This window comes from Thermodesulfobium narugense DSM 14796 (assembly GCF_000212395.1).
In the GTDB taxonomy this organism is placed as follows: Bacteria; Thermodesulfobiota; Thermodesulfobiia; order Thermodesulfobiales; family Thermodesulfobiaceae; genus Thermodesulfobium; species Thermodesulfobium narugense.
Window position 1 is genome coordinate 99,893 of sequence record NC_015499.1, and the last position, 22,160, is coordinate 122,052.

Genomic DNA, 22,160 nt, shown 5'->3' on the forward strand with positions numbered 1-22,160 from the left:
TAAAGATCCTTTTTCAAGGCTTTTAGAATTTTAAAGAAAATTAAGACTGATCAAATCTTAAAGAATTAGAACCCTTCTTTCTGCTTGCATTGTAGAACTCCTTAAAAAAATATATAATTCAGTATTATTATGTCTCAATTAATATCATTACTACTTATATTACAAATACTACTTTCTTGATCTAAATCAATTATTTTTTAAGGTTTAATCCTTTACAATGGAACAAAAATCTTTGTTAGTAAAAAATCTTTTAAAAAGGTGGGGTATGAATTGGATGATTGGATAGAAGAGAAAAAAGATTCGTGTTTATCTGAGGGTGGTTACAGAAAAAGATTTTCTTATGACAAAGTAGTCAGATCTACGCATGGAGTAAACTGTACCGGTTCCTGCAGCTGGCAGATTTTTGTAAAAGAGGGAATCATCACCTATGAAATTCAGAAAAACGATTATCCATCTACCCAGGATGGCCTCCCTGAATACGAGCCCAGAGGATGTCCCTGTGGAGCCAGCTATTCCTGGTATGAATACAGCCCTCACAGGATAAAGTATCCAATGATAAGAAGGCCTCTATATGAACTGTACAAAGAAAAGAGAAAGGATCTTGATCCTGTAAATGCATGGGGAGAGGTTGTAAAAAGCTCTTCTCTATATAAAAAAAAGAGGGGTTGCGGCTCTTTTATAAGAATTTCTTTTGATGAAGCGGCTGAGATAATTGCTGCAGCAAACATATATACCATAAAAAAATATGGACCAGATAGGGTTGTCGGCTTTAGTCCTATCCCTGCTAAGTCTATGGTTAGCTATGCATCGGGTACTAGATATCTTTCTTTGATAGGTGGAGCAATATTAAGTTTTTATGACTGGTATTGCGATCTGCCCCCATCCTCTCCTCAGATGTTTGGCGATCAGACAGACGTTCCAGAGTCTGCGGATTGGTATAATTCTACCTATCTTGTTTTGTGGGGTTCAAACGTGCCGCAGACCAGAAGGCCTGATGCACACTTTTTTACAGAAACCAGGTATAAGGGGACAAAGACTGTAGTTATATCCCCCGATTTCAATGAAGCGTGTAAATTTGCAGACGTTTGGCTCAACCCAAAACCTGGAACCGATGCCGCTTTGGGAATGGCTATGGGGCATGTTGTATTAAAAGAATTTTTTATTAACAGAAGAAGCGATTACTTTGAGTCTTATTGCAAGCAATTTTCAGACATGCCCTGCCTGGTAATACTTGAAAAGAATGGTAATTTTTTTCAACCTGGAAGGTTTCTTAGATTGAGTGATCTTGGCAGTGAAGAAAAATTTGATGAATGGAAAACTGTAGTATTTGACAAAGAGATTGGCATATGTGCACCAAATGGAAGTATAGGCTTTAGGTATCAGGACAATGGAAAATGGAACCTTGAACCAAAAGATTCAGCAACTGGCAAAGAAATAAATTCAGAACTTAGCTTGATTGATTTTAGAGATATTGACGCAAAAGTTTTGTACCCGTATTTTGGCGAGACAAAAGAAGTAATTGCAAGGAAAGTTCCTGCAAAAAAGATAACTGTTGGCTCTAAAGATCTTTATGTTTCAACAGTATTTGACTTGCTTGTGGCTCACTATGGGGTCGATAGGGGATTAGACGATGAAAACGTTGCAAAGAATTATAGTGATCTTAATTGCTATACCCCAGCATGGCAGGAGAAGATAACGGGCATAAAGAAAGAAAGTGTAATAAAGATTGCTCGCGAATTTGCAGAGAATGCACTTCTCACAAAAGGAAAGTCAATGATAATAATAGGCGCAGGAGTTAACCACTATTACTATACTGATACTATCTATAGAGCAGCTATAAATCTACTTACAATGTGTGGTTGCATTGGGCAATCTGGAGGTGGTTGGGCCCACTATGTGGGACAAGAGAAAGTCAGGCCGCTTGCAGGCTGGTCAACCTTTGCATTTGCGATTGACTGGTATAGACCCCCAAGACATGTAAACTCGACCTCCTTTTTCTATGTCCACACTGATCAGTATAGATATGAAACCTTGAAGGTTGATGATTTGCTATCTCCTATCGCCAAAAAGGATCTATATAGCTCTCATCCATTAGACTTAAATGTAAAGTCTATAAGACTTGGCTGGCTTCCGGCTGCACCTTATTTGAACGTAAATCCTCTGGATATGTCGGATCTTGCAAAGGCAAAGGAAATGAACATATCGGAATATATAACTGATGAGATTAAAAAGGAAAATATTCTATTTTCCTATCAAGACCCAGAAGATGAGAAAAACTACCCAAGAAATATGTTTGTTTGGAGATCGAACATAATGGGCGCAAGTTCAAAGGGGCACGAGTATTTTATAAAATATCTCTTAGGTGCGAAGTCTGGGCTGATAGAAGAGGAGTTAGACTTAAGCGATCTTAAAGAGGTAAAAGTAAGAGAACCAGTTATTGGCAAGCTGGATCTTTTGGTTACTATGGACTTCAGAATGAGCACTACTTGCCTGTTTTCCGATATTGTGTTGCCCTCAGCTACCTGGTATGAGAAAGAAGATATAAGCACTACTGATATGCACCCGTTTATTCACCCATTTTCGCAGGCTGTCGACCCCTTGTGGGAGTCCAAAACTGACTATGAGATCTTCAAGGCAATCGCAAAGAAGTTTTCTGAACTCGCCAAGGACAATTTGGGGAAAAGAATCGATACAGTTCTTTCGCCACTTTTGCACGATACGCCATCTGAGTTAGGTCAGCCAACTGAGGTAAGAGATTGGAAATTGGGCGAATGTGATATCTTGCCGGGCAAGACATTTCCGGCTATTACCCAGGTAGAGAGAGATTATCCCAATGTTTATAAACAGTATACGTCCATTGGACCTCTTGTCGAAAAGTTAGGAATTGGTGCAAAGGGGGTGTCCTGGTTTTGCAACGAAGAGTTAAATGACTTAAAATCTATTAATTCAGAAAATAACGGTTCAATTGATATCTCATCAGCAAGAAGCGTTTGTGAAGCAATAATGCTCCTTAGCCCTGAGACAAATTCAAGCATTTCGTTTAAGGCGTGGGAAAACATTTCGAAAAAGACCGGGAGAGATCACTCAAAAATTTTGCCACCGAAGAGCTATTCTTTAAGATTTAGAGACCTTCAGATCCAACCAAGGAGAACTATTACCTCCCCTTGCTGGAGCGGGATTGAGTCAAAAGAGATTCCCTATAGTGCAAACTATTTAAACGTTCACGAGTTAATTCCATGGCGTACCCTTTCTGGCAGGATAGAGATCTACCAGGATCACAGTTGGATGAGAGACTTTGGCGAAAATTTTGCAATATATAAAGCTCCGGTAAATATTTTCTCTACCGACAAGTTCAAACTTGATGAGAAAACCATAACGTTAAAGTTTTGCACTGCACATCAAAAATTTGGTATTCATACTACCTTTATCGATCTTCAGATAATGCAAAATCTTTCAAGGGGTGGGCCTCACGTATGGTTGAGCGAGGCTGATGCAAAATCAATTGGAGTAGAAGATAACGATTGGGTAACCTTGTACAACAGAAATGGAACTGTCATAGCTAGAGCTGTCCTCTCACAGCGTATACCAAGTGGAATGGTAATTATGTATCACGCTCAAGACAAGATTATAAACAATCCTATCTCGGAGAGAACATCAGTCAGGGGTGGCGTGCATAACAGCTTGACAAAAATATTGTTAAATCCTTTGCATATGATTGGTGGATATGCTCAGCTCTCCTATTTCTTTAATTACTATGGCACGATTGGCTCTAATAGAGATGACTTCGTGATTGTGAGAAAACTAAATAAGGTTATCTGGACTCAGAAAGAAAGAGGGGGTGATATTCTATGAAGGTAAAGACGCAGTTTGTAATGGTGCTAAACCTTGACAAGTGTATTGGATGCCATGCTTGTTCTGTCACTTGTAAGAACGTCTGGACACAAAGATCTGGTTTAGAATATGCATGGTTTAACAATGTTGAAACAAAGCCAGGCATTGGATTTCCAAAAAATTGGGAAAATCAAGAAAGATACAAAGGAGGCTGGGAGCTTTCGGGGCAAAATCTTAAATTAAAATCTGGATCAAAGCTAAATACATTGTTAAATATATTCTTTAACCCAAACCTTCCTACAATCGAAGATTATTCAGAGCCCTTCACATTTGATTATTCTTATCTTAAGAATTCCGAAGAAGATATCTTCCCAACTCTGAAGCCTATATCAGCTATTACCCATAAAGAGATCGAAATAAAGTGGGGAGTTAATTGGGAAGATGACCTTGGTACTACCTTTGAAAGCAGATCGAAAGACTATAACTTTAAGGATATTGATTCGTCCTTGTATTCATCGTTTGAGAACACATTTATGATTTATTTGCCAAGGCTTTGCGAACACTGTCTTAACCCTGCTTGCGTTGCTTCCTGCCCATCTGGTGCAATATATAAAAGAGATGAAGATGGCATAGTGCTTATTGATCAAAATAAATGCAGGGGATTTAGAATGTGTGTTAGCGCCTGCCCCTATAAAAAGATTTACTATAACTACAAGAGCGGAAAATCTGAGAAGTGTATACTATGTTTTCCACGTTTGGAAGTAGGAAAGCCTACTGTATGTTCTGAGAGTTGTGTGGGGCGAATTAGATACATCGGCGTTTTATTGTACGATAGGGATAGAATAAAAGAAGCTGCAAGCTGCGATGAAAAAGAACTCTATAGAAGCCAGCTCTCGATAATACTCGATCCAAACGATGAAGAAGTAATTTCAAAGGCTATAGAGGATGGTGTGCCAGAAAACTTTTTAGACGCTGCAAAAATTTCTCCCGTTTATAAAATGATTAAGGAATTTCAAATAGCCTTCCCCCTTCACCCAGAGTTTAGGACTCTGCCAATGGTTTATTATATCCCACCCCTTTCACCCATACAGTCAGGACTAATCTCAGAATCGGATGAAGACGTTTTGCCCGATGTCTCGAAGTTAAGAATCCCTGCAAAATTTTTAGCAAATATGTTAACCGCAGGGGATGAAGGCCCAATACTTGAAGCATTGAATAAATTACTGGCAATAAGGATATATAACAGAAATAAGATTCTCTATAAGGATTGCAATGAAGGTTTTCTCGAGAGATCCAATCTTACTGTTAGCCAGGCAGAGTATTTGTATAAGCTTCTTGCCATTGCTGATTACTCTGATAGATTTGTTATACCGACTCTTCATAAGGAAAACTACGATGATAACTATGTGAAAAAGGGTATCGTAGGATTTCCAAAAAATGATTTTGGAGGATAAAAATGACAGAAGAAAACTTGTCAGTTAGGGGCTCACCCAACCAGGGCTTATTTGGAGCGACGCTTGGATTTTTCTTTGGATTTGCGGCTGTTTCGCTCTTTGGACCTACGGCTATAAAGTTTAAGGATATTCTTGAACTTTCTCCTCAAATGCTTGGCTTTTTAGTTGCAATGCCGGCTCTTTCAGGGTCAATTCTTAGGATACCGTTTTCTGCCTGGGTTGACTCTGCTGGAGGGAGAAAGCCTTTTTTGACCTTGATGATTATTGCAATATTTGGGCTCATCGGTCTGTCTGGGCTTGTTTACCTTATTTTTAAAAATCCCTTATACGCCAGTCAAAATAAGACTTTACTTTATTATCTGATCTTGTTCTTTGGATTGTTAAGCGGCTGTGGAATTGCAACTTTTTCTGTAGGCATATCTCAAGTCTCGTATTGGTTTCCACAAAAAAGGCAAGGCTTTGCACTTGGAACTTATGCGGGGTTAGGGAATCTTGCCCCTGGAATATTTTCATTTTTGCTGCCAATTAGCCTTGTAAATCTCGGGATAATCAATTCATATTTTATATGGCTTGGATTCTTGATAATTGGTACAATACTTTACTTTATAACTGGAAAAGATTCATATTACTTTCAGATGCTAAAAATGGGACACAGCAGAGAAAAAGCAATGGAATTTGCAAAAAGCTGTGGTCAGGAGCTTTGTCCTGCTAAAAGTTTGATAGACAGTTTGAAGTTGTCTGCAAAAACTTTAAGAACCTGGTTGCTTGTAGCTCTTTATTTTACCACATTCGGCGGGTTTATGGCCTTGACAGCTTGGTTTCCTACTTATTGGACCCAGTACTTTAAAGTAAGCCTCTTTGTAGCAGGGTCATTAACTGCAACGTATTCAATACTTACCTCTGTTATAAGGATATTCGGCGGAGTTATTGCAGACAAGATTGGTGGCATAAATACATCTATAATTTCGCTCGTTCTTATGGCGGTGGGCTCTTTTGGAATATTGTTTATTAGAAATTTTGATTTTTGTGTATTGTCCATGCTCATTATGGCGATAGGTATGGGGGTGAACAATGCTGCTGTGTTCAAATTAGTTCCAAAAATGGTCTCAAACGCTGTAGGAGGTGCTTCTGGATGGGTCGGCGGATTGGGAGCATTTGGCGGCTTTGTAATACCACCTTTACTCGGGGCCTTTGTTGCAAGGAATGGTTCCGAGGGTTATAGAGAAGGGTTTTTGGTCTTTCTTTTGCTCGCAATTTTCTCGATCGGTATCGATATTGTTTTAAAGAATATGGCTAAAGAGTAAAATATTATGAATTTTTCAGAATTTATGAAGGTACTTTCTTTTCTCTTGAGATATCCAGATGATAACTATAGATTAGAGATCGAAAAATTTGAATCTAATGCAAAGAGTCTAAATTTATACAAATATCTCAAAGACTTTATAGCTTATTATAGAGGTAAACCCACCCTGGATTTGCAGGAATATTATGTAGATACCTTTGACCTCACACCTCAAAATTCTCTTTGTATGTTAGATCACATGCTCTTAAACAACTCTCAAAAGGGTATTGAATTGATTAATATAAAATCTCTTTACAATGAAATTGGTTTTAGTTTAAAAAATAATGAATTGCCTGACTACATTCCTCTATTCATTGAATATCTCTCCCATATAGAAAAAGGAACTGCTTTAGAACTTTTGAGCAAATATGAATTGGCTTTCCAGAGTCTATATTCAAGCCTTTTGAAATCGAAAAGCCCATATTGCAGTTTGTTTGAGATATTTTTAGATAAGGAGGCGTTAGATGAGTTATTTTGATTATCTTATTTTTTTATTTTATCCTTATGTCGTTTTGAGCATATTTGTATCTGTGAGCATATTTAGATTTTTTTACAGGCCCTATAATTGGAAAACAGCTTCAAGCGAGATCTTTGAGGACAAAATATTAAAGTTAGGAAGCAACCTATTTCACTTTGGCATCCTGGCGTTGTTTTTGGGGCACCTATTTGGCCTTTTGACTCCTGAGAGAGTTTTTCAGTTTGTAGGACTATCAAGCGGCGTTCATCAGATGATAGAGATAGCTTTTGGTTCTGTTTTTGGAGCTATAACAATTATTGGAGTTTTGTTACTAATATTTAGAAGGCTTACTAATAAATTAGTTTTAGCGACATCAACTTCGATGGATATCTTCGTTCTATTGTGGATATTTTTTACTCTGTGTGTAGGTATGATGTGCGTAATTTATTCTTTTCTATTTGAGAGAGATGGACATCTTTTGCTGTACCTATCTCAGTATGTAAAAAATCTCTTAACCTTTAGATTTCAGGCAATAAACTATTTAAATATGATTCCTGTGATTTATAGAGTCCATATGTTTTTAGGCTTCACTTTGTTTCTTATACTGCCATTTAGTAGACTTGTACATATATTTAGTGGTTTTGCTCTGCCAATTTATTTAGTTAGAAAGACTCAGATAATAGTAAAAAAATTTTGATAAATCAGGAGGTTAAAAATGTCTATTAAGAAGATTTCAGAAGGCGTTTGGTCTTTGAGGTCTATTGATTGGGACAGAAGGATCTTTGATGAGCTTATTTCTTTGCCATACGGGACTACCTATAACGCATACCTTGTAAGAGGCAGCGAAAAATGTGCTCTTATTGATAGCACAGATCCTACGAAAACGTATGAACTAATAAACGATCTCAAGAGACTAAACGTGAGAGTGGATTATGTAATCTCGAATCACGCTGAGCAAGATCATAGCGGTTCAATTGGTGACGTATTGAATCTCAATCCTGATGCCATGGTTGTAACCAATTCCAGATGTAAAGACTTTCTAATTGATTTGTTACATATAGATGGCGATAGATTTTTGGTGGTAAAGGATGGCGACAAGCTTGAACTTGGCTCAAAAACCCTGCAATTTAAGATAACCCCATGGGTGCACTGGCCAGAGACTATGATAACCCTTCTGGAAGAAGAAAAGATACTTTTTACATGCGATTTTCTTGGTTCGCACATCGCAACCAGCGAGCTTTATGTGACTGATGAATCACTTGTATATCTGGCTGCAAAGAGATATTACTCAGAAGTAATGATGCCATTTAGAAACAATATCAAAAAGAACATTGAAGTTGTAAAGGATCTTGCTCCAAAAATTATTGCTCCAAGTCACGGTCCAGTTTATCAAGATCCAAGATTTATAATAAGTGCTACCGAAGATTGGATATCTGACAGAGTAAAGAATCTTGTTTTGATACCATACGTTTCTATGCATGGAAGTACTAAAATATTGGTCGAAAGACTCGTCCAGTGCTTAATAGATCTTAACATTGAAGTAATGCAGTTTAGTTTAACAAAAACTGATGTGGGAGAAATAGCTACTCATATGGTTGATGCTGCGACTATTGTTTTAGCTACTCCTACAATATTGCTTGGCCCTCATCCTGCAGCTGTTTATGCTGCTTATTTAGTAGCTGCTCTTAAACCAAAAACAAAATATTTTGGTTTGATAGGCTCATACGGTTGGGGTTCAAAGGTAGTGGATATTATTTCTAATGTACTTTCACCCCTGAAACCTCACATAATAAACCCAGTTCTCATAAAGGGGATGCCAAACGATGAAGATCTAAAAAAGATAGACGATTTGGCTAATCAAATACATGAGCTACACAAAAACTTGTAACCCTCACTTTCTTACTCTAACCATATAGCCTCAACTGGGCAGGATTCTTTGGCGCTTTGGCAACAATCATTACAGGTTTCGGAGATGACTTTTGCTACAGCGCCTTCAAGTTTGAATACATCAGGACAAATCGCTTCACAGGTTCCACAACCAATACACAAGGTTTCATTCACATGTGCTTTCATTTTTTTCACTCCTTCTAAAGCTTTAAGACATTGATAAAGCTTATAATATGTTTATAAATCTTACAAATAAGAAATTTTTATTTAAATTCTAACAAAAAAAATTATTTCTATTTGAAAGGATGAAAAATGTGCTTCTTAAATCTTTAAAAAAGAAGTGGTGGAAAAGGGTAGTTGATATGAATCTTCAAAGAGAGAACATAAACGTAGAGATTAGAGGACTTACTCCAAAGGAGGCAATTGGAGAGCCACAAAGAGACGATTTTCCCTTGTTAAAGGGAAAAGAATTTTTAATTCAAGCTAAAATAAAGGAGTCAATTGGTCAAGCGTTTACTTCAACTCCATCTAAGTACGTTGGGCATCTTGAAGAGATAAGTAGATTAAACGAGTCGCAAGAACAAAATAGAGCATTAATTGTTGCAGCTATTAATGCTACCTATAGATTTTTAGGACTCTTAAATAACACTATTCACTGTAAAGATGAAGGACCAGAGCTTTGTGCTAAGAGGACATTAGAGCATTTCAAAGACAACTTTAAAAATTTAAAAATTGCTGTTGTTGGATATCAGCCAGCTTTTGTATCGACCCTTTCGAAACACTTTGATATAAGAGTGACCGATATGGACCCAGAAAACATTGACAAATTTAAAAATGGAATTTTAATCGAGTCATATAAGTTAAATAAAGAGATAATAAAGAAAAGCGATGTGGTTTTTATGACGGGTTCAACCTTAGTAAATGGTTCTATTGATGAACTAATTGGGTATAGTTCAGGCAAAGAGGTTATTTTCTTTGGGACTACATGTGCCGCTCTTGCTTATGAATTCGGCTTTAAAAGGCTTTGTTTTCAGAGTAGCTAAATTCTTTTAACTACATCTTTATAAATTTATCGATTTATATTATAATATAATCATATTATTGGAAATTTTGTTACTTAAATTTAGCTATGATCGTATTTAATTTAAAATTTTGGAGAGAAAAAGTTGCCTGGTAACTCAAGAAATGTATTTGTAATAATTCTAATTCTTTGCGTGGTGTTATATACAGGTTCTATTACATTTGCCTGTACAGCAGTTGTTTTGCATGGGAAAGACATAATTGCAGCAAGAAATTTTGATTGGACTAATGGCCAGGCTTTTGTGGTGAGACACGATAGAGGGGTTAAAAAGGAAGCAGATTTTTTACAGGACAACGATGATGATGACTTTAACAGCGTTCAATGGGTTTCAAAATATGGCAGTATAACTTTTGACGTTGTTGAAACCAGTCTTTTGTACGGTCAGATAAGTATTCCTGTAGATGGAATAAACGAGAAGGGCTTTTGGGTCTCCTCGTTGTGGCTTGATGATAACGATGGAAAGACTTCAAGTAATATAGACTTTAAAAAGGCTTCTATAAACAATTGGAAATTGGTAGAATATCTTCTTGATAACTGTGCAGATGTAAATGATGCATTAAAAGCTATCAAAAATGTTCAGATAATTAACTTTAACTATGCTGATATGTCAGTTAACCTGCACTATATTATGGCTGATAGCTCAGGTAATGTTGCAATAGTAGATATATTGCCCGATAGCAAGGTTATAATCCATAAAAATCCTGAATTTGATATCCTAACAAACAATTTTTATCAGTTAAGTTTAGATAACTTAAAGAAATATAAAGGCTTTGGAGGAGAATTAGTCTTGCCAAAAGATGCTGAAGCAAATAGCGAGAACAGGTTTGTAGAGGCAGCAATTTTATATAACGATTTGAAAAAGTATCATAAAGATTCTATTTGTGATGCATTCAAGATTATGAGAGCAACTGCTCAAAATGACTTATCTGAGTTACCTTATGAGGGGATTACCCAGTGGACAGTGGGATACGATCTAACAAAGAAAATAATTTATTGGTATTCGAGAACCAAGGATGCCAAAAAATTCATAAAAATTTCTGATATTGATTTCTCAAAGCCTCAAAAAATAAAACCTCTTGATATAAACGATGTGCTTGTAGGCAACGTTACAGACTATTTTAAAACGGGGGCAAATTCTTTGCCGAACAAAAAGCATAAATTTTTGTTTTTTTTATTTAATTCTATTTCAAACGACAATCGTTGAATAAAATTTATTTTATGTTATATAATATTTTGTATGTCAAGTCATATTGACAAAATTAATAAATATATTATTTACTATAAAATTATAAATAACTAAGGGGCAAGATTATTTTTTGAACACGTGGGATCCAGAAAATTATGATAATAAAGTGCACTTTGTTAGTGAATTTGGGAAAGAAGTACTCAAACTATTGTCCCCAATGTCAGGTGAGATCATCTTAGATCTTGGTTGTGGAACTGGTGACTTAACTTATGAAATATATAGGTTAGGAGCTATTCCTATTGGGGTAGATTGTTCCACTACCATGATTGAAAGAGCACGCAAAAAATATCCTGAAATAAAATTTTTCGTAGATTTTGCTGAAAGTTTTCGATTAAAAGATCCTGTTGATGCAGTCTTTTCTAATGCTGTTCTTCACTGGGTAAAAAAAGCTTCTTTAGCAATTGAATCAATTTATCTTGCTTTAAAAGGAGGCGGCAGGTTTGTGGCCGAATTTGGGGGCAGGGGCAATGTAGATAGTGTAATAAAAGCAATTTGTAAAGTGTTGTCGAGATATGAAATTGATGCTGCCAAACTTAACCCTTGGTTTTATCCTTCTGTTGAAGAGTATGCTTCATTGCTTGAAAATCAAGGCTTTAAGACAATAGAAGCATATCTATTTGATAGACCAACCAGACTCAAAGGAAAAGAGAAAGGCTTAAGGGATTGGCTTGATATATTTTTTGGAGTATTTTTTGAAAAATTATCTCTTGATGAGAAAGAAGAAGCATATAAATCTATTGAAGAAATCCTTAGGCCTACTTTATTTATAGATGGGAATTGGGTTGTAGACTATGTGCGACTAAGGGTCAAAGCTGTAAAAATATAGACTTTATTTAGGAGGGAAAATGAAGAGAGTTCTGTTGGTTATCGACGTTCAAGAAGTAAGAGAGAGAAAATATAAATATATAATTGAGAAAAATTTTCCTGATAGTTTCGCAAATACAGAGCAATTTTAATTACTCAGGCAATAAGATTTAGTAAGGTTTTAGATACAGAAGAGTGGATTGAAAATATAAAGTTAAGATAAAATTCAAAAGTTTTTTAGTGTTTTTTAAGTTGTTAAATTTTAATAGTTTTTTAAGTAATTTTTATCTAAAGGAGGTTTATGTGCACTCTTTAGTTTTTATCAAACAAGTTCCAGATGCAGCTCAAGTTAGAGTGGACTATCATACAGGCACTTTGATTAGAGAAGGTGTTCCTGCAATAATCAATCCTTATGACGCTCACGCCATTGAGGCAGCTGTTCAAGTAAAAGATAAATTTGGGGGAATAGTTTCGGTTTTAAGTATGGGCCCACCAATGGCTGAAGAGGCTCTAAGGAAGGCCCTCTCCATGGGAGCAGATAAGGCATATCTTCTTTGTGATAGGGTTTTTGCAGGATCTGATACCTGGGCTACAAGTTACGCTTTATGGGTTGGAGCACAAAAGATTATAGAAGAAAATGGACCAGTCAATATATTCTGGGCTGGGAAGCAGGCTATTGACGGTGATACTGCTCAAACTGGTCCTGGTTTGGCAACTCGCTTTAATATACCGCTTGTGACATGTGCTATAAAGATAATAGAAGTAAATCCTGAGAAGGGTTATGTAATAGCTCAGAGACTAATAGAGGGAGGTTTTGAAACTCTTCAGGTTTCTATGCCGTGTATGATTACTACAGAAAAAGAGTTAAATACCCTTAGATTTTCTCCTCTCCCAGATTTAATTAGGGCTGCAAAGTCAGAGATACACGTGCTTAACTCAAATAATGTGAAAATTGATCCAACAAAGTGTGGTTTAAAAAGCTCTCCTACAAAAGTAAAGAGAGTTTTTGTCCCTTCTAAGAGGGAGAGAGGGGAAACTATTGAAGCAAGCATTGACGATTTGGCAAGAGTTTTATTTGAGAAATTAGAACCTGTTTTAAAACAAATGGGTAGAATATAGGAGACTGCGTCATGACTCATAATATTAGCGAATATAAAGATGTATGGGTTTTTATAGAACATGATAGTGGAAAAATTGAACACGTTTCTTTAGAGTTACTAACGAAAGGTCGCCAATTGGCGAAGGATATAGGGTGTAAAATTTGTGCCTTCACTGTAGGCGATAACGTTGAAATTTTTTCTGAAAGATTGGCTGAATATGGTGCCGAGAAATTTTATTTTATTGAAAGTCCTGTGCTTAAAGAGTATAGAACGGAGCCCTATAGAGATAGTCTTCTTTATCTGATTGAAAAATATAAGCCTGAGATAATATTAATAGGGGCTACCACCCTTGGCAGAGATATAGCAGCACCGCTTGCAACAAAACTTGATACAGGGTTAACTGCTGATACTACAGCGTTAGATATAGATTTTGAATCAGATGCAAAAAATTTATTAATGACCCGTCCTACCTTTGGTGGAAACCTTATGGCTGTAATATATTGTCCTGACAACAGGCCTCAGATGTCCACAGTAAGGCCGGGGGTTTTTCAGGCAACGAAAAATCCGATAAATAATATAGAAAAGATTAGGGAAGAATTTGAACTCTTAGAGGATAAAATACCAAAAAAAATCTTAGAAAAAGTTAAGAGCGATTCCGATAAAGTTAATTTGAGCTTTTACGACGTAATAGTGGCAGGGGGCAGGGGTATAGGGAAAAAGGAAAATATAAAACTTCTAGAAGATCTAGCGAGAACTTTGGGTGGTACATGGGCTGTATCAAGAAAGGTAGTTCAGATGGGATGGGCTCCATATTCAAGGCAGGTAGGGCAAACTGGCCAAACTGTTCACCCAAAGATTTATATTGCTGCAGGGATATCTGGTGCTATTCAACATCTGGCTGGGATGAAATCTTCTGAAATTATTATTGCCATCAATAAAGATCCTCAAGCCCCAATATTTGACATAGCAACTTATGGAATTGTTGGAGACGCTATAGAGATTTTACCAAGGCTAACTCAATTTTTTGGTAATAAGCTAAAAGCTGGAGGTTCAAAAAGATGAGAAAGAATGATTTTGACGTAATAATAGTAGGGGCAGGACCTGCAGGACTTGCTGCTGGTTATGTTTTAGCTAAAGAGGGAATAAACGTTGCTATTATAGAACGTGGTATTTTTCCAGGTTCCAAAAACGTCATGGGTGGTATATTTTATAGGAGTTCCTTAGATGACTTGATACCTGATTTTTATAAAGAAGCACCGCTAGAAAGACATATAATTGAGCAAAAAGTCTGGTTTTTGTCGGATGATTCAATGTTTTCTGCAGGGTTAAAGAGCGAGAGGTATAACGTTGAGCCATACAATTGTTTTAGTGTGTTCAGGGCAAAATTTGATAAGTGGTTTGCAAAAAAGGTGTCAGATGCCTCTGCGATGATAATAAATGAGACGGTAGTAAGAGAGCTAATTTTGAAAAGGGGAAAAGTAGTTGGTGTAAGAACTGATAGACCAAATGGAGATCTTTATTGTGATGTTGTGATTTCGGCCGAAGGGGTGAATTCCTTTTTGCCAAAATCTCTTGGTCTGAGAAAGAAGATTAATGCAAATAACGTTGCTCTTGGCGTAAAAGAAGTTATAGAGTTACCAGATAAAGTTATAAACGATAGATTTGGAGTTTCAAACTCTTCTGAGGGAGTTACTATAGAGATAACTGGTCCCTATTTTAACGAAATGAGAGCAATGGGATTTGTTTATACTAATAGGAACTCTTTGTCTGTAGGTATAGGAGCAGTTATAGAAGATTTGGTAAGGCTTAAGATGAATCCTAACGATTTGCTCGAAACTTTAAAAAGTCATCCTGCAATAAAACCCTTAGTTAGTGGTGGCGAAACTAAAGAGTATATGGCTCACATGATCCCAGAAGGTGGATATTATTCAATGCCGAAATTGTATCACGATGGCTTTATGGTTGTAGGAGATGCAGCTATGCTGGTAAACAGCATCCACAGAGAAGGAGCAAATCTCGCAATTGAATCCGGAAAACTTGCTGCAAAAACATATATTGAGGCAAGAAAGAAAGGGGATTTTTCGCAAAGGGCGTTGAGTGCTTATCAGAAAAGGCTTGAAGAATCTTTTGTATTGAAAGATTTAAAAACGTATAAAAATTTGCCAAAATTATTAGAAGAAAAAAAATACCTTATTTCAAAGTATCCGAAATTTTTGATAGATGCTATGTATGAAATATACAATGTAGATAGAGTTCCAAAATCAGAGAAAATAAAGTTAATTTTAAATAAAGCAAAAAAAGAAATTGGATACTTTAGCATTATAAAAGACATATTTAGTGTTTGGAGGAACTTAAGATGAGAATTGAGGATAAGCTTTATTTGATAGGTTACAATATAGATGAAGAAGAAAGCCACCTGGGAATAAGCGATCCAAATGAATGTAAGAGATGCCAGGGAAGACCCTGTACATATGTTTGCCCGGCAGGAGTTTATTCCTATGACGATGAAGAGGAAAAGCTCTCTATTAACTACGATGCATGTGTCGAATGTGGTACTTGTAGAATCGTTTGTAGCTATATTACCTGGAGATATCCAAGAGGGGGATTTGGCGTACAGTACAAGTTTGGTTAGAGTTTTATAAATAGTTATAAAAATAAATCTTATTAGATTTTTTTTAGATAATAACTGAAGTGTGGGTTTTATTTTTTTATGTTATAATAACAGAATATTCTGACAATTATTTTAGGAGAGGGACAATTTATGAAAAGAGAACTAGAAGAGTTTCTAAAACTTAGAGATTTTATTTTATCTTATCCAGATTATGAAAAATGTAAAAAAGAATTTAAATGGCCTCATTTGACGAAATTTAATTGGGCGTTAGATTATTTTGACTTCATTGCATCAAATAATAACGACACTGCTTTATTATTTGTGGACGACGATGGGAGAGAAATCTTTGCAAGCTACGACTTTTTGAGGAAGAGATCTAACCAGGTAGCAAATTTTTTGAAAGAAATTGGACTGCAAAAAAGAGACAGGGTTATGGTAATGATGGAAAATTCTGTTTCTTTATTTGAGATTCTTCTTGGAATAATGAAAGCAGGAGGGGTTATAATTCCTGCTGCTACTATGCTTCCTGCTGAGGATGTTGCAGAAAGGATAGAGACTGCTAACATAAAGTTCATCTTTATAGACAGTGAAATTCTTTCAAAGCTTTCTAAAATTGAGGGCGTTGCGAACAAATATCTAAGTGCTGTTATCAATGTAGGGAATTATTCAAACTCAGTTTTTAATAATAGTAAGGGGAAATCTCCTATTTGGATAAATTACCTTGAAGTTGACAATTTCAAAGAAGAATACTCTCCTTCTTTTATTACGTATTCGACTGACGAGATGTACTCCTTCTTTACTTCAGGAACTACTGCAAAGCCAAAGCTAGTTATTCACAATCACAACTATCCAGTTGGCCATCTAACAACTCTTTACTGGGTAGGTTGTACAAAAGGAGATATTCATTACAATATAAGTGCTCCCGGCTGGGCAAAACATGCGTGGAGTAGCGTTTTTGTCCCCTGGAACGCTCAGGCTACGTCTTTTATCTATAGATATAAGGGCAGATTTAACCCAAAAAATATTTTGTCTAAGATAGAAAAGTATAAAATTACTACGCTTTGTGCTCCTCTTAGCGTCTGGAAACTCTTTTTAATCGAAGATCTAAAAAGTTACAAGTTTTCTTTAAGGGAGATTGTTAGTGCTGGCGAACCTCTTAATCCTGAAATTATAAAAAAAGTTAAAGAAAACATAAACCTTAATTTAAGAGAGGGCTATGGCCAAACTGAAAGCACTATTATGGTTGGAAACTTTAAGGGGGAGCATACTAAAAAAGGTTCAATGGGCAAAACTGCTCCAGGATATAATTTGAGCATTTTGAGCAATCAGCTAGATCTTAAAAATGAAGGCGAAGATGGGCAGATAGGAGTCAACATCTATCCTATTAAGCCTCTTGGAATTTTAAATGCATATAATGATTCAGCCAAAAATGACTCAGTTTTTAAGGGCGGTTACTATCTTTCAGGCGATACAGCTTATATGGATAAAGATGGATATTTTTATTTTGTTGGAAGAACTGATGATGTATTTAAGAGTCTTGATTATAGAATCAGCCCCTTTGAGGTTGAGAGCGAAATTATGGAGCATCATGCGGTTCTTGAAGTTGCAGTGGTACCTACTACAGATGAGAGGGAGATGGTAGTTCCAAAAGCTTTTATAGTTTTAAAACCTGACTACATTCCTTCTCGCGAAATGGCTCTTGAATTGTTTAAATTTATCAGAAAACATATGGCTCCTTATAAAAGGCCTCGCTTTATAGAATTCTTGGATTCATTTCCGAAAACAGTGAGTGCAAAGATAATAAGAAAGGACCTTAGAGAATATGATCAAAAAGTAAAAAAGAAGAAGGTTAAGGCTGAACACGAATATAGAGAGAAGGATTTCTTGGAAGAATTAAAGAGTAGTGTATAGGATTTAATTAATTAATTAAAAAATATAATAAAATATAACGTTCGCCTTAAAAGTTTTTAGACCTTACAAATCTATTCTTTAGCTATTTGTTCTTCTGTAAGCGATCTTATGATATTAAATTCTTCAGGCCTCTTATTCGGAAAAATTTTGCCAAAGTTGCCTTCTAAGTCAGAACTTAAAGTAACTATTTTTACTTCATTGTTCCTCACTACCAACTCTACAGCACCTCCTGATCTTTTGTATGAAAAAGTCAAGCAGAAATTATATAAAATACTTGACTAAATTTATTATATAATTATAATATACATAATTAATAATATATGTTTAGGAGGTTGAAAGGTGACCATAAAGGTTTTAGGCACAGGATGTCCGAATTGCAAGAAGCTATATGACAACACGAAAAAGGCTATTGAAATGGGGCAGATTCCAGCAACTATTTATAAGGTTGAAGACGTAAAAGAAATAATGAAATACAAAGTTATGACTACTCCAGTTCTTGTGGTGGACGAAAAAGTAATTCTTAAGGGTAAAGTTCCTTCACCTGAAGACATATTGAAAACATTATTTAACGAAATGTTAAATAAAAATAAGGGTTAAATAAATTTATGCAAATATTTACCTGGTTTGCCGATTATGTAGCATATAACCTTCTGCATCTTGAAAAGGGACGTCATCTTACTAACGCTATACACTTTTTTATCGAAGATACTTCCAAAATATTTTTTCTGCTTCTGGTTATTATATTCATAATAACTTATATAAGAAGTTATTTGACTCCAGAAAAGGTTAGATCTATTCTTGTAAAAAAGGGCAAAAACGTTTACTTTGCCCACCTTTTAGCTGATCTTGTGGGTATAATAACACCCTTTTGCTCTTGCTCAGCAGTACCGCTGTTTATCGGGTTTGTTGAAGCTGGAGTACCACTAGGCGTTACTTTTACATATCTAATAGCTGCTCCAACAGTTAATGAGGTAGCGCTAGTTCTTTTGTATGGTTTATTTGGCTGGGAAATAGCTGGTATATACATCCTTTCAGGAGAAGTTATTGCTTTTTTTGGCGGCATTATAATAGGAGCTCTGAAACTTGAAAAATATATTGAAGGATATGTTTATGAGAATGTCTCGACAGAGGTAGATTTAGAAGTAGAGGATGTCAAAATAACTTTTAAAGAGAGGGTAAAGGAATCTTTTAACTATACTATTAATCTTATAAAGAAAATAGGAATTTGGGTGATTATAGGTATAGGCATGGCATCTGGAATGCACGGATGGGCACCTACAGGATTTTTGGCTCAGATTGCAGGACCGAATAATCCTTTTGCGGTTCTGGTAGCCGTTTTGGTAGGAATTCCGCTTTACTCTAATGCTGCTGGCATGATACCTGTTGTTTCAGAGTTAATTAGACTTGGTGTTCCTATTGGTACAGCTCTAGCTTTTATGATGTCTGTAACGGCTGTATCTCTTCCTGAGACAATACTTTTAAGACAGGTTATAAAACCGCCGCTTATCGCTATATTTCTTGGAATAGTAACGCTATCAATAATATTTACAGGATATCTTTTTAATTTCCTTATACCATAAGGACTAAGGTGGTGGGGGAATGATTTCTAATGAGTTATTTTTATCAAGTTCATATTCAAGCCTTCCTGAATGAATTGTTGCTCCACTAATGAGTACCACTGTTTCGAGGAATTTCAAACTGCCCCTAACTTTATATTTTGTCTTTTTGCTTCTTATTACTACATTTTTGTTTATGAGTTCAAGAAAAAAGTTTATTGCTTCAATTGAGTCCTGGGAGATATCGCCCAGAGATTTTTTTACGAATCCTGTTAAAAGTTCTTTTCTTTCGTCAACGTTTAACTTTGCAAAAATAAAGCTCTTTTCTTGTGTGGCGCTAAGGATGATTTCATTAAAAGGAGAATATGATTTTATATCGAGTATTGGCGTATCGTCATAGAAGTCTAAACCTGAAACCTTTAGTATATTTCGTTCTCTTTTTATAAGTTCTACAGTATCTAACGCAATAGGATTTGGCCTGACAGGGCTTCTTAAAGAAAAAACGCCGGTCAGTTCAAGGCTGAAATCTCCTCTTGGATAAACCATAAGAGGTTTGTTTGAAGGGGATCCAAAGAGAGCAGCAATCACCAAAAAAGAATTGTTTTCAATGCCTACTAATCCATCTTCGAAATCTTTAAATATATGTATTTCGCCGCTGTAACCATTTACAGGTATCCTCATGCCTCTTTTTATGTTTGATACTACCTTGCCAATTGCTTTAAAAGAGTCGCTCATCTTTCCCCCTAAAAAAATGGTAGCCCTATGGGGATTCGAACCCCAGTTACCGAGCTGAGAACCCGGCGTCCTGGTCCACTAGACGATAGGGCCATAAACTAACTGGCTGGGGAAGATGGATTCGAACCACCACTACATGGTCCAGAGCCATGCGTCCTACCGTTAGACGATTCCCCAATGAAGTGGTGCCGAGGGCCGGAATCGAACCAGCGACACGAGGATTTTCAGTCCTCTGCTCTACCTACTGAGCTACCTCGGCAAATCTTATATATTTATACATTATTTTAATTTAAAATGCAAGTCCTTTTAGGAGAAATGTCAAGGGACACTGATTTTGTCACTACAAAAGTAAATTAATGAGACACTGATTTTGTCACCCCTCTTTCATCAACTAATGATGAATTGTCATTGCTATTTGAATTTGAATTAGAACTTGAATTAGAATTTGAATTAGGTCTTTTAAACTTGTTGATAACCATATGACGCCAGGGGTGGTCTGCAGCAGGTATATAAGGTTTTTTGGTTGAAGTGTTTTTAGAGCCATTCTTTACTTTTTCTTTAGGTGGTATGAGTAATTCTTGTAGTAAGTAATATTTATCAGCGTATAATGCGCTGAATGATCCATCTAGATGAGTTAGAACTTTTACTGTACTTTTAGGAGTTAAAGGTATTACCTTGCCATTAGAATCTACTAATTGATAAATATGACCCAGGTAAGATATATAAGAGCCGTGAGATGCCTTGCGTTCTTGATGCCATGATAGAATCTCTTCTAGTTTGTCTAATGAAGGGCAAGGGCTATAAGTTAACTTGGGGTTATCTGGAACAACAGCGAACCTTTGATTAAACCTTTTAATAAAGTCTGGTAGAAATTCATTTGCTGCTTCAATAGTAGATATACCTGCCATACGCAGTTCAATTGTTAGTCTCTTTTGTAATGTGCCCCAAAGACGTTCAATACGTCCTTTGGCCTGTGGAGAACGAGCGGGTATATGTCTAATCCCTAATTCTGAAATAGCTCTGCCAAACTGAGTTAAGGGAACAGTTTGCCCAGATAATTCTTCTGAAATTGATAACTTATCCTCTTTAGGTGAAAAGAAAATGGTATGACGATCACTGTATATGCTTTTAGGTATTCCAAAGTTCTGTGCTACTTGTTGAATAAGTTTTAAGTAACCAAAAAGACATTCATGAAGTTCAAAATGTAATCCCTGAACCTTACTAGTAGCATCATCAATAGAACCGTGCAAAGAAAGCATTGGTCCTCTATCTTCAAGCCATTCAAAAGGACTGGCGTCTATTTGAGAAAGTAGACCTTCCTGAGGTAAACGTTTACGTGACCTCTTAAGCTTAGATGACCTGTGCGTATGACTTAATGGAATATTATTTTTCTTTAAGATACGATTTACTGTCTTGGATGAAACATCTATGTTATAAAACTCTTCAAGTATTTCAGCTATTTGCTGACAACTGGCATTGTGAAGACTATCCTGAGCTAATTTAACAATCCTTTCTCTAGTTTCTTTAGGTATTCTCTGTTTTGATTCTCTGCCTCTATTTTTGTGAACCAGACCAGTAACGCCTTCTGTTTTCACCCTCTCCTTCAAACGAATAATTTGACGTTTACTTAAGCCTAAAACTTCAGCTGCCTGTCTATTAGTGATATTGCCTTCAATTGCTTGTTCAATTACAAAAACTCTGCGTGATTCCTTAACACTCAAAAATATCTCTCCCATCATAGTGACATTATTACTGTCTTCTTAAGGGGTGACAATATCACTGTCCGTTAACAGTCCTTTTAGGAGAAAATGAAGCCTTTGACAGTTAGAGCAAACAAAAAACCAAAAATTGCTGATAATTCAAGGAATTTAAGCTTTTTATTTACTGCTAAAAAGTGAGTAATATTTTTGTTTTTTGGTACCAATTAATAAGAGAACTTATGCTTTTTGTATCCTTAGCATCTGAAAAAACTATCTTAAAGAACTTGTCATGTGCACACTTTAAACCCCTTACATCTTCTAAGAAATCAACCAAATTTGTTATCCCTATAATGTTGACTAAAAATCATATATCACATGCTGGTAGAATTTGGCAATTTATTTGAATGCTTAATTTAGGCATCAAAATAATTTGAAATAAAATAAA

General features: G+C 36.0%; 21 protein-coding genes and 3 tRNA genes. 16 read left to right on the forward strand and 8 right to left on the reverse strand.

The window, feature by feature from the left end:
• Window positions 1-270: 270 nt before the first annotated feature.
• The 6 genes from THENA_RS00470 to THENA_RS00495 are packed head-to-tail and all read left to right on the forward strand — an operon-like array spanning window position 271 to window position 8,972.
• Window positions 271-3,852: a nitrate reductase subunit alpha gene (locus THENA_RS00470; RefSeq protein WP_013755474.1), complete on the forward strand. Its 3,582-nt coding sequence runs from the start codon at window positions 271-273 to the stop codon at window positions 3,850-3,852.
• Window positions 3,849-5,285 (forward strand): nitrate reductase subunit beta, encoded by a 1,437-nt coding sequence (gene narH / locus THENA_RS00475; protein WP_013755475.1) that lies wholly within the window; start codon window positions 3,849-3,851, stop codon window positions 5,283-5,285. Before THENA_RS00470 ends, narH begins: the two co-directional genes overlap by 4 nt.
• Window positions 5,286-5,287: 2 nt before the next feature.
• Window positions 5,288-6,589, forward strand: a complete 1,302-nt coding sequence (locus tag THENA_RS00480) for an MFS transporter (RefSeq protein ID WP_013755476.1) — start codon at window positions 5,288-5,290, stop codon at window positions 6,587-6,589.
• Between the two features lie 6 nt (window positions 6,590-6,595).
• Complete coding sequence (gene narJ / locus THENA_RS00485; protein ID WP_013755477.1) at window positions 6,596-7,105, forward strand: nitrate reductase molybdenum cofactor assembly chaperone; 510 nt, start codon at window positions 6,596-6,598, stop codon at window positions 7,103-7,105.
• The gene (gene narI, locus THENA_RS00490) at window positions 7,092-7,781 is read left to right on the forward strand and encodes a respiratory nitrate reductase subunit gamma (RefSeq protein ID WP_013755478.1); all 690 of its coding nucleotides are present in this window, start codon (window positions 7,092-7,094) and stop codon (window positions 7,779-7,781) included. The genes narJ and narI overlap by 14 nt, the downstream gene beginning before the upstream one ends.
• Window positions 7,782-7,799: 18 nt before the next feature.
• Window positions 7,800-8,972 (forward strand): FprA family A-type flavoprotein, encoded by a 1,173-nt coding sequence (locus tag THENA_RS00495; protein WP_013755479.1) that lies wholly within the window; start codon window positions 7,800-7,802, stop codon window positions 8,970-8,972.
• 11 nt (window positions 8,973-8,983) lie between these two features.
• Here the strand turns inward: THENA_RS00495 and THENA_RS10220 are convergent, their stop codons facing one another.
• Window positions 8,984-9,157 carry a ferredoxin gene (locus THENA_RS10220; protein WP_013755480.1) on the reverse strand — a complete coding sequence of 58 codons (174 nt, stop codon included), beginning with the start codon at window positions 9,155-9,157 and terminating at the stop codon, window positions 8,984-8,986.
• 128 nt (window positions 9,158-9,285) lie between these two features.
• Between THENA_RS10220 and THENA_RS00505 the strand changes: the two genes are divergently transcribed.
• The 8 genes from THENA_RS00505 (at window position 9,286) to THENA_RS00540 (ending at window position 17,724) form a co-directional block, all read left to right on the forward strand.
• Entirely contained in the window at window positions 9,286-10,014 is a 729-nt protein-coding gene (locus THENA_RS00505; protein WP_013755481.1) for a Rossmann-like domain-containing protein, read from the forward strand.
• A 123-nt stretch (window positions 10,015-10,137) separates the two neighbouring features.
• Complete coding sequence (locus tag THENA_RS00510) at window positions 10,138-11,256, forward strand: linear amide C-N hydrolase (protein ID WP_013755482.1); 1,119 nt, start codon at window positions 10,138-10,140, stop codon at window positions 11,254-11,256.
• A gap of 112 nt (window positions 11,257-11,368) precedes the next feature.
• Window positions 11,369-12,124: a class I SAM-dependent methyltransferase gene (locus THENA_RS00515; protein WP_013755483.1), complete on the forward strand. Its 756-nt coding sequence runs from the start codon at window positions 11,369-11,371 to the stop codon at window positions 12,122-12,124.
• 281 nt (window positions 12,125-12,405) lie between these two features.
• On the forward strand, window positions 12,406-13,221 hold the full coding sequence (locus THENA_RS00520; protein ID WP_013755485.1) for an electron transfer flavoprotein subunit beta/FixA family protein: 816 nt from the start codon (window positions 12,406-12,408) through the stop codon (window positions 13,219-13,221).
• Between the two features lie 11 nt (window positions 13,222-13,232).
• Entirely contained in the window at window positions 13,233-14,264 is a 1,032-nt protein-coding gene (locus THENA_RS00525) for an electron transfer flavoprotein subunit alpha/FixB family protein (protein WP_013755486.1), read from the forward strand.
• The gene (locus tag THENA_RS00530) at window positions 14,261-15,562 is read left to right on the forward strand and encodes an FAD-dependent oxidoreductase (RefSeq protein WP_013755487.1); all 1,302 of its coding nucleotides are present in this window, start codon (window positions 14,261-14,263) and stop codon (window positions 15,560-15,562) included. Before THENA_RS00525 ends, THENA_RS00530 begins: the two co-directional genes overlap by 4 nt.
• Window positions 15,559-15,834: a ferredoxin family protein gene (locus tag THENA_RS00535; RefSeq protein ID WP_013755488.1), complete on the forward strand. Its 276-nt coding sequence runs from the start codon at window positions 15,559-15,561 to the stop codon at window positions 15,832-15,834. Before THENA_RS00530 ends, THENA_RS00535 begins: the two co-directional genes overlap by 4 nt.
• Before the next feature lie 129 nt (window positions 15,835-15,963).
• Window positions 15,964-17,724, forward strand: coding sequence for an AMP-binding protein (locus tag THENA_RS00540; protein ID WP_013755489.1), 1,761 nt, complete (start codon window positions 15,964-15,966; stop codon window positions 17,722-17,724).
• A gap of 71 nt (window positions 17,725-17,795) precedes the next feature.
• On the opposite strand, the gene THENA_RS09855 is transcribed toward THENA_RS00540, so the two are convergent.
• Entirely contained in the window at window positions 17,796-17,978 is a 183-nt protein-coding gene (locus tag THENA_RS09855) for a hypothetical protein (RefSeq protein WP_154645284.1), read from the reverse strand.
• 85 nt (window positions 17,979-18,063) lie between these two features.
• Between THENA_RS09855 and THENA_RS00550 the strand changes: the two genes are divergently transcribed.
• Window positions 18,064-18,321: a thioredoxin family protein gene (locus tag THENA_RS00550; RefSeq protein WP_013755491.1), complete on the forward strand. Its 258-nt coding sequence runs from the start codon at window positions 18,064-18,066 to the stop codon at window positions 18,319-18,321.
• A gap of 8 nt (window positions 18,322-18,329) precedes the next feature.
• Entirely contained in the window at window positions 18,330-19,304 is a 975-nt protein-coding gene (locus THENA_RS00555) for a permease (protein WP_013755492.1), read from the forward strand.
• A gap of 3 nt (window positions 19,305-19,307) precedes the next feature.
• On the opposite strand, the gene tsaA is transcribed toward THENA_RS00555, so the two are convergent.
• From tsaA to THENA_RS09860, 6 genes are all read right to left on the reverse strand, one after another.
• The gene (gene tsaA, locus THENA_RS09780) at window positions 19,308-20,015 is read right to left on the reverse strand and encodes a tRNA (N6-threonylcarbamoyladenosine(37)-N6)-methyltransferase TrmO (RefSeq protein ID WP_013755493.1); all 708 of its coding nucleotides are present in this window, start codon (window positions 20,013-20,015) and stop codon (window positions 19,308-19,310) included.
• A 17-nt stretch (window positions 20,016-20,032) separates the two neighbouring features.
• Window positions 20,033-20,108, reverse strand: a tRNA-Glu gene (locus tag THENA_RS00565).
• 10 nt (window positions 20,109-20,118) lie between these two features.
• A tRNA-Gln gene (locus THENA_RS00570) sits at window positions 20,119-20,192 on the reverse strand.
• 6 nt (window positions 20,193-20,198) lie between these two features.
• Window positions 20,199-20,274: transfer RNA gene (locus THENA_RS00575), tRNA-Phe, on the reverse strand.
• 94 nt (window positions 20,275-20,368) lie between these two features.
• Window positions 20,369-21,754: an ISNCY family transposase gene (locus THENA_RS00580; RefSeq protein WP_154645285.1), complete on the reverse strand. Its 1,386-nt coding sequence runs from the start codon at window positions 21,752-21,754 to the stop codon at window positions 20,369-20,371.
• A gap of 148 nt (window positions 21,755-21,902) precedes the next feature.
• Complete coding sequence (locus tag THENA_RS09860) at window positions 21,903-22,049, reverse strand: hypothetical protein (protein ID WP_154645286.1); 147 nt, start codon at window positions 22,047-22,049, stop codon at window positions 21,903-21,905.
• Window positions 22,050-22,160: the final 111 nt, after the last annotated feature.

Excerpts from the sequence above, each read along its gene's own strand:
- THENA_RS00540 (WP_013755489.1), top strand. The coding sequence starts at position 15,964 with ATGAAAAGAGAACTAGAAGAGTTTCTAAAACTTAGAGATTTTATTTTA.
- narI (WP_013755478.1), top strand. The coding sequence starts at position 7,092 with ATGAGTTATTTTGATTATCTTATTTTTTTATTTTATCCTTATGTCGTT.
- THENA_RS00535 (WP_013755488.1), top strand. The coding sequence starts at position 15,559 with ATGAGAATTGAGGATAAGCTTTATTTGATAGGTTACAATATAGATGAA.
- narH (WP_013755475.1), top strand. The coding sequence starts at position 3,849 with ATGAAGGTAAAGACGCAGTTTGTAATGGTGCTAAACCTTGACAAGTGT.
- THENA_RS00525 (WP_013755486.1), top strand. The coding sequence starts at position 13,233 with ATGACTCATAATATTAGCGAATATAAAGATGTATGGGTTTTTATAGAA.
- THENA_RS00555 (WP_013755492.1), top strand. The coding sequence starts at position 18,330 with ATGCAAATATTTACCTGGTTTGCCGATTATGTAGCATATAACCTTCTG.
- tsaA (WP_013755493.1), bottom strand. The coding sequence starts at position 20,015 with ATGAGCGACTCTTTTAAAGCAATTGGCAAGGTAGTATCAAACATAAAA.
- THENA_RS00580 (WP_154645285.1), bottom strand. The coding sequence starts at position 21,754 with ATGATGGGAGAGATATTTTTGAGTGTTAAGGAATCACGCAGAGTTTTT.
- THENA_RS10220 (WP_013755480.1), bottom strand. The coding sequence starts at position 9,157 with ATGAAAGCACATGTGAATGAAACCTTGTGTATTGGTTGTGGAACCTGT.
- THENA_RS00495 (WP_013755479.1), top strand. The coding sequence starts at position 7,800 with ATGTCTATTAAGAAGATTTCAGAAGGCGTTTGGTCTTTGAGGTCTATT.
- THENA_RS00480 (WP_013755476.1), top strand. The coding sequence starts at position 5,288 with ATGACAGAAGAAAACTTGTCAGTTAGGGGCTCACCCAACCAGGGCTTA.
- narJ (WP_013755477.1), top strand. The coding sequence starts at position 6,596 with ATGAATTTTTCAGAATTTATGAAGGTACTTTCTTTTCTCTTGAGATAT.
- THENA_RS00530 (WP_013755487.1), top strand. The coding sequence starts at position 14,261 with ATGAGAAAGAATGATTTTGACGTAATAATAGTAGGGGCAGGACCTGCA.